Origin of the sequence: Streptomyces sp. ISL-1 (genome assembly GCF_018614585.1) — a bacterium.
Lineage (GTDB): Bacteria > Actinomycetota > Actinomycetes > Streptomycetales > Streptomycetaceae > Streptomyces > Streptomyces maoxianensis.
In genome coordinates this window covers 377,818-392,743 of sequence record NZ_JAGGOI010000007.1, presented here as the reverse complement: position 1 = coordinate 392,743, position 14,926 = coordinate 377,818, and the positions used below count along the sequence as shown (strand labels likewise).

12 protein-coding genes are annotated in these 14,926 nt (G+C 71.0%); 1 reads left to right on the top strand and 11 read right to left on the bottom strand.

Translation table 11 applies throughout. The annotated features are described in order from the left end of the window. Positions 1 to 95: 95 nt before the first annotated feature. The 7 genes from J7E87_RS07120 to J7E87_RS07090 all read right to left on the bottom strand — a co-directional run bounded on the left by J7E87_RS07120 (position 96) and on the right by J7E87_RS07090 (position 6,990). A complete protein-coding gene (locus J7E87_RS07120) occupies positions 96 to 1,010 on the bottom strand; it encodes a cyclase family protein (RefSeq protein ID WP_215091303.1) in 915 nt (304 codons plus the stop codon). Between the two features lie 78 nt (positions 1,011 to 1,088). Continuing rightward, a complete protein-coding gene (locus J7E87_RS07115) occupies positions 1,089 to 2,723 on the bottom strand; it encodes a gluconokinase, GntK/IdnK-type (RefSeq protein ID WP_308312870.1) in 1,635 nt (544 codons plus the stop codon). Further along, positions 2,693 to 3,127 (bottom strand): hypothetical protein, encoded by a 435-nt coding sequence (locus J7E87_RS07110; RefSeq protein WP_215091044.1) that lies wholly within the window; start codon positions 3,125 to 3,127, stop codon positions 2,693 to 2,695. The genes J7E87_RS07115 and J7E87_RS07110 overlap by 31 nt, the downstream gene beginning before the upstream one ends. A 129-nt stretch (positions 3,128 to 3,256) precedes the next feature. Then, positions 3,257 to 4,639 (bottom strand): chloride channel protein, encoded by a 1,383-nt coding sequence (locus tag J7E87_RS07105; RefSeq protein ID WP_215091042.1) that lies wholly within the window; start codon positions 4,637 to 4,639, stop codon positions 3,257 to 3,259. 35 nt (positions 4,640 to 4,674) lie between these two features. Beyond that, positions 4,675 to 4,953 carry an SHOCT domain-containing protein gene (locus tag J7E87_RS07100; protein WP_215091041.1) on the bottom strand — a complete coding sequence of 93 codons (279 nt, stop codon included), beginning with the start codon at positions 4,951 to 4,953 and terminating at the stop codon, positions 4,675 to 4,677. A gap of 66 nt (positions 4,954 to 5,019) precedes the next feature. After that, a complete protein-coding gene (locus J7E87_RS07095; protein WP_215091039.1) occupies positions 5,020 to 5,478 on the bottom strand; it encodes a DUF6325 family protein in 459 nt (152 codons plus the stop codon). A 165-nt stretch (positions 5,479 to 5,643) separates the two neighbouring features. After that, entirely contained in the window at positions 5,644 to 6,990 is a 1,347-nt protein-coding gene (locus tag J7E87_RS07090; protein WP_215091037.1) for a histidinol-phosphate transaminase, read from the bottom strand. Positions 6,991 to 7,067: 77 nt separating this feature from the next. Here J7E87_RS07090 and J7E87_RS07085 point away from each other — a divergent pair, with 77 nt between their 5' ends. Next, positions 7,068 to 7,805 carry a class I SAM-dependent methyltransferase gene (locus tag J7E87_RS07085; protein WP_215091035.1) on the top strand — a complete coding sequence of 246 codons (738 nt, stop codon included), beginning with the start codon at positions 7,068 to 7,070 and terminating at the stop codon, positions 7,803 to 7,805. A gap of 153 nt (positions 7,806 to 7,958) precedes the next feature. Here the strand turns inward: J7E87_RS07085 and J7E87_RS07080 are convergent, their stop codons facing one another. The 4 genes from J7E87_RS07080 to J7E87_RS07065 form a co-directional block, all read right to left on the bottom strand. After that, positions 7,959 to 9,167, bottom strand: coding sequence for a glycoside hydrolase family 6 protein (locus tag J7E87_RS07080; protein WP_251017028.1), 1,209 nt, complete (start codon positions 9,165 to 9,167; stop codon positions 7,959 to 7,961). 407 nt (positions 9,168 to 9,574) lie between these two features. Next, positions 9,575 to 10,726, bottom strand: coding sequence for an XdhC/CoxI family protein (locus J7E87_RS07075; RefSeq protein WP_215091033.1), 1,152 nt, complete (start codon positions 10,724 to 10,726; stop codon positions 9,575 to 9,577). A 61-nt stretch (positions 10,727 to 10,787) separates the two neighbouring features. Continuing rightward, positions 10,788 to 12,269 (bottom strand): NCS2 family permease, encoded by a 1,482-nt coding sequence (locus J7E87_RS07070; protein WP_215091031.1) that lies wholly within the window; start codon positions 12,267 to 12,269, stop codon positions 10,788 to 10,790. A gap of 248 nt (positions 12,270 to 12,517) precedes the next feature. Then, positions 12,518 to 14,926 carry a xanthine dehydrogenase family protein molybdopterin-binding subunit gene (locus J7E87_RS07065; RefSeq protein ID WP_215091029.1) on the bottom strand — a complete coding sequence of 803 codons (2,409 nt, stop codon included), beginning with the start codon at positions 14,924 to 14,926 and terminating at the stop codon, positions 12,518 to 12,520.

Sequence of the window (14,926 nt, the reverse complement as noted above, 5' to 3'; positions counted from 1 at the left end):
CGCTGCGGAAAAGCAGCCGTCCAACCCGTTCGAACTTAACCGCCCTTTCGGATCACGGCGACCGGACCGGCGCCGGCGCGTCCGCCGCGCAGCGGTCACAGCACGGCGATCGGATTCACCGGAGAGCCGGTGGCGCCGGGCAGCCGCAGCGGGGCGACCGCGCACAAGAAGCTCCAGCGGCCCTCGCATTCGCACGCGAGAGCCAGCTCCGCGAACTCCAGATAGTCCATCAGGTGCAGTCCCATGGCGTGTATGGCCAGCACATGGACCGGAAAGGCGATGTCCGCAACCGTGCTGGGGGCGGTGTCGTTGTTTCCGTCCGAGCCGAGCACCGCGACCTGCCGCTCGGCCAGGAACTGCATCGCCGTCGGATGAAGGCCGGCCCGGGTCCGAGCCGCGTTCCAGGCCCCGAGTTCGCGGCGCCGACGGCGGTGACCCACCCGGACGAGCAGCAGGTCCCCCGGGCCGGTCCGGACTCCCTGGGCGGCCTCGGCGGCGGCCAGGTCGGCAGCCGTGACGTGATCGTCGGGCTCCAGCCAGGGCAGGCCGCGCAGCCGTGGGATGTCCAGGAGCACCCCGCGGCCGACGATGCCGTCGCGAACCACGTCGAGGGAGAGTGAACCGGCGCCCTCCGGTGTCACGCTGTCGGCGGGGACCCCGTTGTAGAGCTCACCGTCGAACAGCACATGGCAGAGCGCGTCGAGGTGACTGTCGGCGTCCCCGTGCACGTTCATCGCGAACCGGTCGAGGGCGAAGTGCAGCCCGTCCGCGACGATGTCGGCGGCGGCGGGGCCGGTCATCCGGTGTTCCGCGGGCTCGGGGTTGTCCGGGGCGGGCCGGGTGTCGATCTCCGCGGCGAGGGACACCGTACGGCCGGACCTGACCTCGGCCGCGGCTGCCACCACGCGCTCGGGCGTCAGGTGGCCGAGCGCCCCGCGCCGGTCGTCCGGACTGCGCGGGGTCCCGTCGCGCAGTTGCTCGTACAGCGCCCGGAAGGCGTCCATGGTCATGGGCTGCGTGGCCGGTGGTTCCGTGCGCGGGGTCATGACGATGCTGCCTCCCGCCGACGAGCTGTGCGTACGGCCGTCTCATTGCCGATCGGCCTCATTGTCGGTCGGCCGGTCCGGGGCCGCGACAGCGGCGCCGGCCTCACCGCTGGTCTCCCACGCGCCGAGCCCCCACCGGAGCACATGGCTGCGGCCCGGCTCGAGGGTGATGAGATCCCTGCCGCTGCGGAAGGCGTCCGCCGGGCAGGACATGGCCTCGACGGCGACACCGCGCCGGCGCCGCTCGGGCTCGGGCAGTGTGTCTCCGGTGTACACCTGGACGTATCGGGTGCCTTCGCCGAGCCAGAGGTCGATGCCATGGAGGCCCGAGGAGTGGGCCAGCCGGACCACGGCCCGGCCGGAGCCGTCACGCTCGAGTCCGGCGAAGGCGGTGTCCAGTTGCTGGTCGCCGATGGGGCGGGCGGTGCGGAAGTCGTACGCCCCGCCCTCGACGGGTTCCTGACCGGTCGGCAGGCCCTGCTCGTCGGTGCGCAGCCGGTAGCGGGCGGGCACGGTCAGCAGCGCCGGGTCCACCAGGCCGGTGCCCACGGTCAGATAGGGGTGCTGGCCCACGCCGAAGGGCGCGGCGGTGTCCCCCACGTTGGTCGCTGTGACGGCGACATCGAGGCCCTGCGGCCCCAGCCGGTACTCGGCGAATACCTCCAATTGGAAGGGATAGCCCGGCTGGGGGAAGAGCGTCGTGCCCACCCGGACTCCGTCGTCGCCGCGGGCGAGCAGCTGCCACGGGGTCCAGCGCAGCAGCCCGTGAATCGCGTTGAGCTTCTCCGGCTCGGTCAGCGGGAGTTGCAGATCCTGGCCGTTGAAGTGGTAGCGCCCGCCGCCCAACCGATTGGGCCAGGGAACGAGAAGTTGCCCTCGGCCGCCGGTGATCCGTGCGTCGGCGGTGAACCCGTCCAGCAGCTGCCGGCCGTCCGACTCGTAGTGGCGCAGAGCGCCGCCCAGCTGGACCACGACGGCGCTCTGCCCGCCGTGGCGCAGCTGCCACTGCTCTCCTGTCGCGCGCGGCGGCATGGGCGGCTCCTCGGTCGGTGCGGTGCCGATGGCCGCCGCACCGGTGGGTGGGTGATCCGGGGACGTGTCCGCGCGCAGCAGGGAGACGATGGCCGAGACGACGGCCTGCGGCGGCTGGTCGATCTCCACCACGCAGGGGTGTTCGTCGGGCTCCGGCTCCTGGAGATCCGCGAACTGGCTGTCCAGCAGTGCGGCCGGGAAGAAGTGGCCCTGCCGGGCAGCCAGTCGGGAGCGGATCAGCTCCCGGGAACCGTGCAGGTACACCAGGCGCACCCCGGGCCGCCCGCGGAGCAGTTGGTCCCGGTAGGCGCGCTTGAGCAGGGAGCCGGTGACGACGGCCGGTCGCCGCGCCGCGATCTCCTGGTCCATCCAGGCGGCGATGGCGTTCAGCCACGGCCGCCTGTCCGCGTCGGTCAGCGGTTCTCCGGCCGCCATCTTGGCGCGGTTGGCCGGGGGGTGGAACTCGTCCGCGTCCCGGTAGGCCCGGCCGAGCCGGGCGGCGAGCAGCCGGGCCACCGTGGACTTGCCCGATCCCGACGCGCCGATGACGAGCACCAAGTCCGCGGGCACCCCGGCTGCCGCGTCGTGCGCCGGAGCGGGTGGAGCCCCGGGCGTCAGCGCTCCGAAGGACTCGGAGCGGTGCACAGCGCCCAGATGACGAAGCCGTCGATGGCGATCAGCACGATCGCCCAGAACGGCGTGTAGGGCAGCCACAGGAAGTTCGCGATCATGCCGAGGCCCACCACCGCCACACCGACGACCCTCGCCCACGTGGTGCCCTGGAACAGGGCGAATCCGGTGAGAACGATCACGATGCCGAGGATCAGATGGATCCAGCCCCACCCGGTGAGGTCGAAGTGGTAGACGTAGTTGTTGGCGGCGACGAACACGTCGTCGTTGGCGATGGCGGCGATGCCCGCGAAGAGCGTCATGAAGCCGCCGAAAATCATCATGACACCGGCGAAGACCAGCCATCCGCTGCCGAGGCCGCTCTTCGCCGAACTGCGCGCCGCGGTGCCCGTTTGGGTTCCGCTCACGTGACTCGTCATGGTGCGCTCCTTCGTCTCGTACGACCGGCCTGTAGGACGGTCCCGTACGGCCGATCGGGTTACCTCCAACATCGGCCCATGTGAGCCGCTTCGCACCTCGGGGCGTTTCGCGGGGGCGCGTCGCCACTCTCAGGCCGGGCCGGCCGAGTCGGCGCCCGGAGATCCGGCGGGCTTGCCCACCGGCGCGGAGGCACGTCCGCGAGGAAGCAGCTCGGTGGTCACGAAGGCCACGACGGCCGCCAGAATCACCACCGGGATCATGGCGGCGCTGCCGAGCAGCAGGACGACGAGCACCACGCTGCTGACCGGCAGCCGCAGGGCGGCGGCCGCCGCGGCCGCCATGCCCGCGGCCAGTCCCGGTACGACCCCCAGCCCCGGAAGGGGCGCGAGCAGTACGCCCGCGGCGGCGCCGAGGAACAGCGAGGGAAAGACGGGTCCGCCTCGCAGGCTGCCCAGACAGAGCGCATAGGCCGCGCCCTTGCAGAGCAGTACGGCGATCAGGGCGCCGACCCCCCAGGCGTGTGGATCGGCGGCGAGCCCGGTCAGCGTGGCCTGACCGGATGAGGCCACGTCCACGGGCGACCGGCCGGTGACGAGCGCGTACACGGCGGCGCAGGCGCCGGCGGCCAGCGCACAGAGAGCCGTGTGGACGACGGGACGCCTGGGGACGTACGAGGCGACCCGCCGGCCCCCGGCCATCACCAGATGCACGGCGGCACCGATCGCGACGGCCATCAGCACCGACCAGAGCACGTCCCCGGCATCCAGGCGCGGAAGCGGCGCGCCCAGCTTCAGCGACAGACTGCCGGTCGGCAGGCCGGTCCAGTTGCCGAAGCCCGTGAACACGAGCGAACCAACGCCGCTGGACAGCAGCGCCGGCAACATGACCGCGAACAGTTGCGTCCCGCCGACCCCCGCCACCTCCATCAGCAGCACCGCGGCGATCAGCGGGTTGCCGAAGATCACCGCGATGGCCGCCGCGGACCCGGCCGCGCCCAGGAGCGCCGTGCTCTGCGGGGTGGCCGGCATGCGGGCGAAGTCCCTGAACAGGAGCGCCAGGCCACCGCCGAGGGCGATCAGCGGGGCTTCGGGGCCGAGGGTCGCGCCCAGTGGGAGACTGGCCACGGCCGCGAGGATCACTCCGGGCAGGGCCCTCGTCGTGGCACCCCCCGCGTGCAGTCCCGACGCGGGGATGTGACCGCCCGCGCCGGGCAGATGTGTGACAACCAGGCCCACGGCGATGCCGGCGACCAGCAGCAGGGGCAGCGGCCACCACCACGGCGGGGTGTCCCAGTTCAGGGCATGCGGCAGATCGGCCCACATCAGATGCTCCAGCTCGTGGAGCGCGACGAGGAACCAGAACGCGGCAAGCGACACCGGAATACCGATGAGGGCACAGAACACGAGTGCTTTCAGATAGCCCGGGGTGCGCAGCATGGCGCGCAGCCGGTCCGCCTCCTCCGGCTGCGTTCCGCCGCCGGACGCGGCCGGCGGCGGAGTCGGCTCCGTCATGGAGTCGTCCCTTCGCAGTCCCCCAACGTCGGGTGTCAGCCGAGAATCTGGCGCTTCTGTTCCGCGAACTCCTCTTCGGTCAGCGCACCTTGGGCCTTCAGGTCGCTCAGCTGCTTGAGCTGATCGATCTTGCTGCTGATGTCGTCCTCGGGGGAAGCCGTCGGCGCGGCCTCGGGGGCGGGGGCCGCGGCCTGCTGCTCACTGTCCTGCTGTGCCCATCGGCCCGCCTGTCGCCGCGACACGCGATTGGACACCGCGGTCGCCGTTCCCGCAACGACGGCGGTGCGGGCGACGCCACGAAGAAGTCCGGGCATTTTCACTCATCTCCCACGGTGCGTGCGGAGCGGACCGCCGCGAGGACGGTCCGCGGGTCGATGCTCTCAGCCGGCGACCGGCCTGTCGGAAGCCGTCGCCTCGACCGCGTCCAGCGAGGCCAGCAGGGCCTGGACGGGAATTCGCCCGCCCGCCACCAGCTGCGCACCGCTGCGCCGCATGGCCTGGGCGAAAGGTGTCGCCCAGAGGTTCTCGTACACCAGGATTCCGGCGGAGTTGCCCGGCTCCAGCGCGGCCCCGGCCTCGTCGATGTCGTCCTGGCCCAGCAGCCCGGAGGAAGCGCCCTCGAAGACGGTCAGGTCGACCTCGTCCCCGAGTTCCGTCAGTTCCAGCGCGGCCACCGAGCCGTCTTCGTCCTTGCGCACGAAGAGGAGGTCGAGGATGCGGATGATGCCGCGATCGACCAGGTCGACGAGCAGAGGAAAGCCCTCGCCCGTCATGCGATTACCGGGGAACTCGACAACCAGGTAGTCGACGGGTCCCATCGCTTCGAAGTCGTCGCTCATCGCCACTCCTTACGAGCGGTAGGGGTCCGGGCCTCGCCCGCGGCTCATGTGCCACGGCGCTCGCCGCCCACGTCCCGCGGCGCTCGCCACGGCATACGGCGGCGGACAGCCCTCCCAGTCATTGCAGCACCGCTCGGGGGACCGCGCACTTCCGCAGGCGCTGCTCTATGCCTGGGCGATCAGGCGGTCCACCGCCGGCGTGCCCGTGGAACGAACCGGCCCGATGCCCCGCGCGTCGACCGGCTGCTGGGCCAGCGCGAGCATCGGCATCGGCCCCGGCTGCTGCAGCTGTGCCTGCGCCTGCGCCTGCGGCAGCGGCTGCTGCCTCGGCTGGGGGGCCTGGGCCAGCATCGGCGCCAGCGGCTCCGGAAGCGGCTCGGGAACCTGGGTGCGCTGCCCGTACAGCACCTCCTCCATCGCCGACATCAGCCGCAGCACGTCCTGCTGCGGGCGGACCACCAGCCGCAGGAACCGGCTCGAACTGCCGATCTTGTTGCTGCACTCGCGCACCAGCACGCCGTGCTCCGCGAGCAGCCGGTCCCTCAGGACCGTCCCGTCCACGCCCTCCGGCAGGCGTACGTAGAGGAAGTTGCCCTGCGAGGGGTAGATCGTCAGGCCCGGCAGCTGGGCGAGCCGCCAGGTCATCTCCTGCCTGTCGCGGCAGGCCTGCTGAAGGCTCTCGGCATACTCCTGACGGTGCTCCTTCAGCATGAACACCACCGTCTCGGCGAACGAGTTGAGGTTCCACTTCGGCAGTGCGGCCCGCACCTTGCCGGCCAGGCTGGGATTCGACACGAGATAGCCGAAGCGCACTCCATGCAGCCCGAAGTTCTTGCCCAGGCTGCGCAGCACGATCACATTCGTCCGCAGGACGGCCTCCGCGGCGACGCTCGGATCCGGTTCGGCGTCCGAGAATTCGAGGAAGGACTCGTCGACGATGATCAGGTCCAGGTCCTGGAGCGCGTCGAACAGAGCGATGACCTGCTGCTTGGGCAGGAAGCCGCCGTCGGGGTTGTTGGGGTTGCAGATGACCGCGACGCGGGAGCCCCGAGTCCTGACGAACTGTACGAAGGATGTCGGATCGAGGCGGAAGCCATGCGCCTCGGGCAGCAGCAGCATGTCGACGCGCTTGCCGGTCTCCATCGGCTGGTCGGTCCACCGGCCGAAGGTGGGGACGGGCACGGCCAGCGACTCGTGCACCAGCAAGTGGTCGATCCAGGTGATCAGTTCGGTGGAGCCGTTGCCCATGGCGACGGTCTGCGGGTTGAGCCCGAGCACCTGGCACAGCTCGGCGGTGATGGTCTCCGCGCCGCTCGGGTAGTAGGTGAGGATCTCGCGCAGCCCGCGGCCGAGCTGGTCGAACATCGCGGGGGTGGGGAAGTACGGATTGCAGGGGATGCAGAAGTCGGTGATCTCACCGGCAGGGCCGCCACCTGCCCGGTTCAGCGTGAAGTACGACGGGCTGTGCGCGGTGGACGCGCGGAAGAGTGCGGTGACATTGCTGCCGGCCATTGACCCTGCCTCCCCTGCATGGAACGGCCCGTACGGATGCGCAGGGACCCTCCACGTATACGGAGGAGGATGGGGTGATGTTCACTCCCTCGGGCCCCACGTTCCGCGAGCTCGCCGTGCAGGCGCTCTCGTCCACCGAGCACGGCTACGACCTGCTCGCGCCGAAATTCGACGCGACGCCCTACAGGACGTCGCAGCGCCTGCTGGACGCGGTGGTTCACGCGGCCCTGCCGCTCGGCCCCTTCTCGTCGGGACTCGACGTCTGCTGCGGCACCGGCGCCGGAGTGGGTGTCCTGTCGCAGCTGTGCGAGGACCGGGTCACCGGTGTCGACTTCAGCGCGGGCATGCTCGCCGAGGCCAGGAGGTCGGCGCTGAACCGGCCGGGCGGCCCGGACGGACCGGCGGTGGGCTGGGTACGGGCCGACGCCCGCGCGCTCCCCTTCGAGCGGGCCTTCGACCTGGCCGTGAGCTTCGGGGCGTTCGGCCACTTCCTGCCCCGGGAGCGGCCGCTGCTGTTCGCGCAGGTGCACAAGGCCCTGCGGCCGGGCGGCCGGTTCGTCTTTCCCGTTCCCGCGCCGCCCCGGATCGGCTCACGGCTCTACTGGGAGCTGTGGGGTTTCGACGCCGCGATGCGCGTACGGAATCTGCTGTGGCGGCCGCGATTCGTCATGTACTACCGCACCTTCCGGCTGCCGGATGTGCTGGCCGATCTGACGCGCGCGGGGTTCTCGGTGGAGCTGCGGCCGCTGAATGAACTGGGCCGGCTGCCGGACGGCAGCCCGCGCTGCCGACTGGTGGTGGCGCGCCGGGGGTGAGGGCGGGGCCGGGGAGGGCCGGCGGCGCGCCGATGCACGCCCCCCACGCCCGCCGGGCGTGGGGGGCGCTTGCAGTGGCCGGTGCCGGCCACTGCGGAATGACTGGGCGCGCGCTTCGGTGCGCGGCTGGTTCGGTGCGCCGGGCAACCGAGTTCAGGGCGTGTCAATCGGTGGGACGGCCAGGTGTACGAGCTCCAGGGCCTGCTCGCGGAACCACTCGCCCGCCTTGGGGTCTACGGTGCCGCGCTCGGGGTCCTGGGGACCGGCCGTACCACGCAGGCACAGGCCGTCCGACTCTCCCGGGGTCTTGATCCACAGCCGGGCGTCGTGCAGCGGGTCGCCGGTGCTCAGGGTGGGACGGGCGCCGAGGCCCCGGCCGGGCGGGTTGCACCAGTCCTGCGCGTCGGTGTACTTGCCGGCGGGCGGGGTCCAGGGGCCGCGGCCGTTGCGGCTGCTGTCGGTGACGAAGTGCTTCATCCCGGAGGGGTCGGGGACGTTGTCCTGTATCCAGGCCAGGGCGGTGGCGCGGGGCGCGGACTGGGCGGGGCAGCCGGCCGGATCGCCGCCGGCCGCGACGTGGGCGAGGCAGGCGGAGATGAGCTTGCCATACCAGGCGTTGGCGTCATCGGTCTGGTAGTTGGAGGCGTTGGTGTAGAAGCCGGTGGCGCGGGCGACGCCTCCCTTGACTAGGCGCGGCACGATGCTGTGGACGCTGTGCCAGGCGGGGTGGCCGGTGTCGAGGTAGACCTTGGTACGGGCGAGGGGTTCGAGCGTGTCGACCGCGTAGTTGACCTCGGTGTAGCGGGCGGCGGTCCTGGTGCCGGCGGCGTCGTCCTGCCCGCAGTCGGCGGGCAGCAGGGCGAGCGCGTCCGGCTCGAGGACGACGAGCGCTTCGCGCCCGCCGATGCCGCGGGCGACGGCGTCGATCCACGCCTTGTACTCGGCGGTGGTGGAGGCGCCGCCGCCGGAGTAGTTGGAGCAGTCGCGGCCGGGGATGTTGTACAGCGCGAGGACGGGCACGGCGAGGTCGTCCTCGGCGTCGCTGACGACAGCGCGGGTGTCACGCTCGATGTCGGCGGGAGTCTGGTCGCCGTACCAGACGGCGTGCGGTGTACGCACCATAGCGAGGATCTTGGCTGCGTCGGCGCGCCGGCCCTCGCGGCGGAGGTCGAGGACGTGGCGGGAGGCGTCGGGGTTGGCGGCGGGCGTGTAGAGCCGGGTGAGTTCGGTGGTGGGGGTGGTGCGGGCTGGTTCGGGGGCGGTGCGCGCGGCGGCGGACCCGGCCGAGGGGCCGGAGAGCAGGGCGGCGGCGAGGGCGAGGGGTAAGGGCAGGAGGCGGAGGGGGGACATGATGTGTCGCAAGGGTTCACTCCTGGGCAGAGGCTGGACAACGGCTGTCGTACGCCTGGGGGCTGGGTGTGCGGGGTGTGCGGGAGGGCGTGTGCCGGAGCCGGGGTCACCCGCGCGTCAGCCCGCGCTCCATGGACTCCGTGACCGGCTACAGCAAACCGGCATGCGGGCCACGTGTCCTGCATGCCGCTCGGCGATGAACAATTCGGCCTCGAACAGCCCACCCCGGCCACGCACATCGCCATTCTTGCGTGTGCATGATCACGAACCGGCGCCGGGGCGCTGGGCGGGACGGCGCGGTCCCGGGACCGGCCGTCCGACCGCAGTTGCAGGCATCGGGGCTTCACGAAACTCAAGGCTCAACCAAGGCCTGCACCCGGGAAGCCGTCAGCCTCCGTCAGGCGATCCTCAGGCGATCCTCAGGCAACCGACCCGATCCGCCCTGTCAGTTCCTGTTCCGCGTCGTGGTGGATGGGGGTATGCGCTCCCGCCAGGGAGACCCCGCTGCCGCCGCGGCGGTTTGCCACGATCTCCGCCCCGATCGAGAGCGCCGTCTCCTCCGGCGTGCGCGCTCCCAGGTCCAGGCCGATCGGGCTGCGCAGACGGGCCAGTTCGAGCTCTGTGACGCCGACCTCGCGCAGGCGGGTGTTGCGGTCCTCGTGGGTGCGTCGGGAGCCCATCGCGCCGACGTAGGCGACGGGAAGCTTCAGGGCCAGTTCGAGGAGGGGGACGTCGAACTTGGCGTCGTGGGTGAGCACACACAGGACCGTACGGGTGTCGACCTCCGTCGACTCCAGGTAGCGGTGCGGCCAGTCGACGACGATCTCGTCCGCCTCCGGGAAACGGGTCCTCGTCGCGAAGACGGGGCGGGCGTCGCACACGGTCACGTGGTAGCCGAGGAACTTGCCGACCCGTACCAGCGCGGAGGCGAAGTCGATCGCGCCGAAGACGATCATCCGGGGCGCGGGGACCGAGGACTCCACGAGAAGGGTCAGCGGCTGCCCGCACCGGCTGCCGTCCTCGCCGATGGCGACCGTGCCGGTGCGGCCGGCGTCCAGAAGGGCGCGGGCCTCCCCCGCCGCCGTACGGTCCAGTTCCCGGTGGCCGCCGAGGGAGCCTTCGTACGAACCGTCGGGACGGACCAGCAGCGCGCGGCCCATCACTTCCGCGGGTCCGTCCGTGATCCGCGCGACCGCCGCCGCCTCCCCTTCCACGGCGGCGGACAGCGCCGCCGCGAACACCCCCCGCGCGGGCGCGTCCGCGCGTACCGGGGTGACGAGGATGTCGATGACGCCGCCGCACGTCAGGCCGACGGCGAACGCGTCCTCGTCGCTGTAGCCGAAGCGCTCGAGGACGGTCCCGCCGTCCTCGAGCGCCTGCCGGCACAGCTCGTACACCGCGCCTTCCACACACCCTCCGGAGACCGACCCGATCGCCGTGCCCTCGCTGTCCACGGCGAGGGCCGCGCCCGGCTGCCGGGGCGCGCTGCCGCCGACGGCCACCACGGTGGCGACAGCGAACTCACGGCCGTGCTCGACCCACCGGTTCAGCTCTTCGGCGATGTCCAGCATGTCGGTCTCCTCAAAGGTGTGTCAGGCGGTGGGAGTTGCCCGGTTCGCCCGGCTCCCGGGGCTACTTGACTCCCAGCCAGCCCTCGATCGGATGAAGGGCGAAGTAGGCCAGGAAGACTACGGAGAGCACCCACATCAGCCAGCCGACGTCACGCGCCCTGCCCTGCACGGCCTTGATCAGGACGTGCGCGAGGACGCCCGCCGCGATGCCGGCCGTGATCGAGTACGTGAAGGGCATCAACACCGTGGTCAGGAAGACCGGGATCGCGGTCGCCTGGTCGTTCCAGTCGATGTGCTTGGCATTCGTCAGCATCATCGATCCGATGACGACGAGCGCGGCGGCGGCCACCTGCGTCGGGATGACCTGGGCCAGTGGGGTGAAGAACAGGCACAGCGTGAAGGCGAGGCCGGTGATGACGCTGGCGAAGCCGGTGCGCGCACCGTCGCCGACGCCCGCGGTGGACTCGACGAACACCGTCTGGCCGGAGGCGCCGGCGAGGCCGCCCATCGCGCCGCCCGCGCCGTCGATGGCCAGGGCCTTGTTGAGTCCGGGCATCTTGCCCTTGTCGTCGGCGAGGCCCGCCTGCTGGCCGATGCCGATGATGGTGCCCATGGCGTCGAAGAAGCCGGCCAGTACGAGCGTGAAGACGATGACGCCGACGGTGATGCCGCCGACGCTGCCGATGCCGTTGAACGACACGCTGCCGAAGAGGCCGAAGTCCGGCGTGCTGACGATGGAGCCGGTGATCTCGGGGGCGTTGAGCCCGCCCCAGTCCTTCCTGTCGAGCCCGGCGAACTGGTGGACCACCGCGGCGAACACTGTGCCGCCGACGATCCCGATGAGGATCGCGCCGGGCACCTTGCGGACCTGGAGCAGGAAGATCAGCAGAACGGTGAAGGCGAAGCAGAGCACCGGCCAGCCGGTGAGCATGTCATTCGTACCGAGCTGGATCGGCTTGGCTCCCGCGATGCCGCCGTCTCCGGGCATGGAGGTGACGAAGCCGGCCTGGACCAGGCCGATGAGGCAGACGAAGAGACCGATCCCCATGGTGATCGCGTGCTTCAGCGCAAGCGGGATGGCGTTCATGATCAGTTCACGCAGGCCGGTGACGACGAGCAGGACGATCACAAGACCGTAGATGACGCACATGCCCATCGCGTTTTCCCAGGTCATCTCAGGAGCGACCTGGAAAGCCATGACGGCGGAGACGCTGAGTCCCGCCGCGAGGGCCAGCGGCACATTGCCGAGGAGGCCCATCACGATGGTGGTTGTGGCGGCGGCGAAGACGGTCGCGGTGGTCAGCTGATCACCGTCGAGCTTGTGGCCGGCCGCGTCGGGCACCGACAGGATCACGGGGTTGAGAAGGATGATGTACGCCATCGCCATGAAGGTGGTGATTCCGCCACGCACCTCCCGACCGATGGTCGACCCTCGCTGGGATATGTGGAAGTACCGGTCGAGCCAGGACCGGCCGGCGGGCGGGCGCGTACCCGCGCCGGCGTCCTCCGCCGTGGTCTTGGTCTCAAGGGACTGCTGGGTCATGGTGCCTACTCCCAAGGTTCACAGGGGCACCCGCGTGAGCGTTGTAGCTGCGGGATTTGGGATGGTGCGTGGGCTGCACGACCCGGGGGACGGCCCGAGACGAACTGGTTCTGCATGGTGTTGCCGGGTACTGCTGGTGTTGCCGGGTACTGCTGGTGTTGCCGGGATGCTCAAGGACCGCGAGCGGTGCGGTACTTGAGCTCTCCGGGCGGTGCGGACCGCCCCGGAGAGTCGGTGGGGGATGGCGGTCAGGTGCCGGTGAGGTGCTCGGGGCGCACCGGCGTCCTGTTCAGCTCCAGACCCGTCGCGTTCCGGATCGCCGCGAGGACGGCCGGAGTCGAGGAGAGGGTCGGGGCCTCGCCGACGCCACGCAGTCCGTACGGCGCGTGGTCATCGGCAAGTTCGAGTACGTCGACGGGGATGGTCGGCGTGTCGAGGATGGTGGGAATCAGGTAGTCCGTGAAGGACGGGTTGCGCACCTTCGCGGTCTTCGGGTCGACGATGATCTCCTCCATGACCGCGACGCCCAGTCCCTGGGTGGTGCCACCCTGGATCTGGCCGACGACGGACAGCGGGTTGAGGGCCTTGCCGACGTCCTGGGCGACCGCGAGCTCGATGACCTTGACCAGGCCGAGCTCGGTGTCCACCTCCACCACCGCGCGGTGTGCGGCGAAGGAGTACTGGACGTGGCCGTTGCCCTGACCCGTGACCAGGTCGAAGGCCTCGGTGGGACGGTGGCGCCACTCGAGCTCCAGGTCGACCGCCTCGCTCTCGAGGACGTCCACCAGGTCGGCGAGTACCTCACCGCCGTCAGTGACGACCTTGCCGCCTTCGAGCCGCAGCTCGGCGGTGGCCCACGCCGGGTGGTACGAGCCGAACCTGCGGCGGCCGATCTCCAGGACCTTCTCGCGGACGTTCTCGCAGGTGTGCTTGACCGCGCCGCCCGTGACGTACGTCTGGCGGGAGGCCGACGTCGAACCGGCGGAGCCGACCTGGGTGTCGGCCGGACGGATCGTCACCTGCGCGACGCCGAGTTCGGTACGGGCGATCTGCGCGTGGACGGTGACACCGCCCTGGCCGACCTCGGCCATCGCGGTGTGCACGGTCACGACCGGCTCGCCGCCCACGACCTCCATGCGCACCCGGGCGGTGGAGTAGTCGTCGAAGCCCTCGGAGAAGCCGACGTTCTTGATGCCCACCGCGTAGCCGACGCCGCGGACGACGCCCTCGCCGTGCGTGGTGTTGGACAGCCCGCCGGGCAGGGCGCGTACGTCCGCCTCCTCGCCGGCCGCGAGCCACTGCTGCTCCGGCGGCAGCGGCCTGGCCTTGACCCGGCGCAGCAATTCGGCAACGGGAGCCGGCGAGTCGACCGGCTGGCCGGTCGGCATGAGCGTGCCCTGCTCCATGGCGTTGAGCTGACGGAACTCGACCGGGTCCATGTCCAGCTCGGCCGCGAGTTTGTCCATCTGCGCCTCGTACGCGAAGCACGCCTGGACCGCGCCGAAGCCGCGCATGGCGCCGCAGGGCGGGTTGTTGGAGTAGAGCGCGAGCGCCTCGATGTCGACGTCGTCAAGGACATAGGGGCCGACGCTGAGGGACGCGGCGTTGCCGACGACCGCCGGGGAGGCCGACGCGTACGCGCCGCCGTCCAGGACGATCCTGCACTTCATGTGCGTGAGCTTGCCGTCCCTGGTGGCGCCGTGCTCGTAGTGGAGCTTCGCCGGGTGACGGTGCACATGTCCGAAGAAGGACTCGAACCGGTTGTAGACGATCTTGACCGGCTTGCCGGTACGGAGTGCGAGCAGGCAGGCGTGGATCTGCATCGACAGATCCTCGCGGCCGCCGAACGCGCCGCCGACACCGGAGAGCGTCATCCGCACCTTCTCCTCGGGCAGGCCGAGGACGGGAGCGATCTGGCGGAGGTCGGAGTGCAGCCACTGGGTGGCGACGTAGAGCTCGACGCCGCCGTCCTCGGAGGGGACCGCGAGTCCGGACTCCGGGCCGAGGAAGGCCTGGTCCTGCATGCCGAAGGTGTAATCGCCCTTGACGATCACGTCGGCGCGCTCGGCCGCCTCGTCGGCGTTGCCGCGGACGATCGGCTGACGGTGCAGGATGTTCGGGTGCGGGACATGGCCGATGTGGTGGTCGGCGCGGCCCTCGTGGACCAGGACGGCGTCGGGCGCGGTGGCCGAGGCCTCGTCGGTGATGAGGGGCAGTTCGACGTACTCGATCTTGATCTTGGCGGCGGCGCGGCGCGCGGTCTCCGGGTGGTCGGCGGCGACCAGGGCCACCGGCTCGCCGTGGTGGCGGACCTTGCCGTGGGCGAGCACCGGGGTGTCCTGGATCTCCAGGCCGTAGTTCTTCACCTCCGTGGGGAGGTCGTCGTAGGTCAGCACGGCATAGACGCCGGGCGTCGCGAGTGCCTCGGAGACGTCGATCGACTTGATCTCGGCGTGCGCGACGGTGGAGCGGAGCGTGTGGCCCCACAACATGTCCTCGTGCCACATGTCCGAGGAGTACGCGAACTCACCGGTGACCTTGAGGGTGCCGTCGGGCCGCAGCGTCGACTCGCCGATGCCGCCCTTGGTGCGGGAGCCCTGGGAGATGCTGGTGGGGGTGCCGGCCGGAGCGGTGGCGACCGGGGTGTTCTGTGGCAT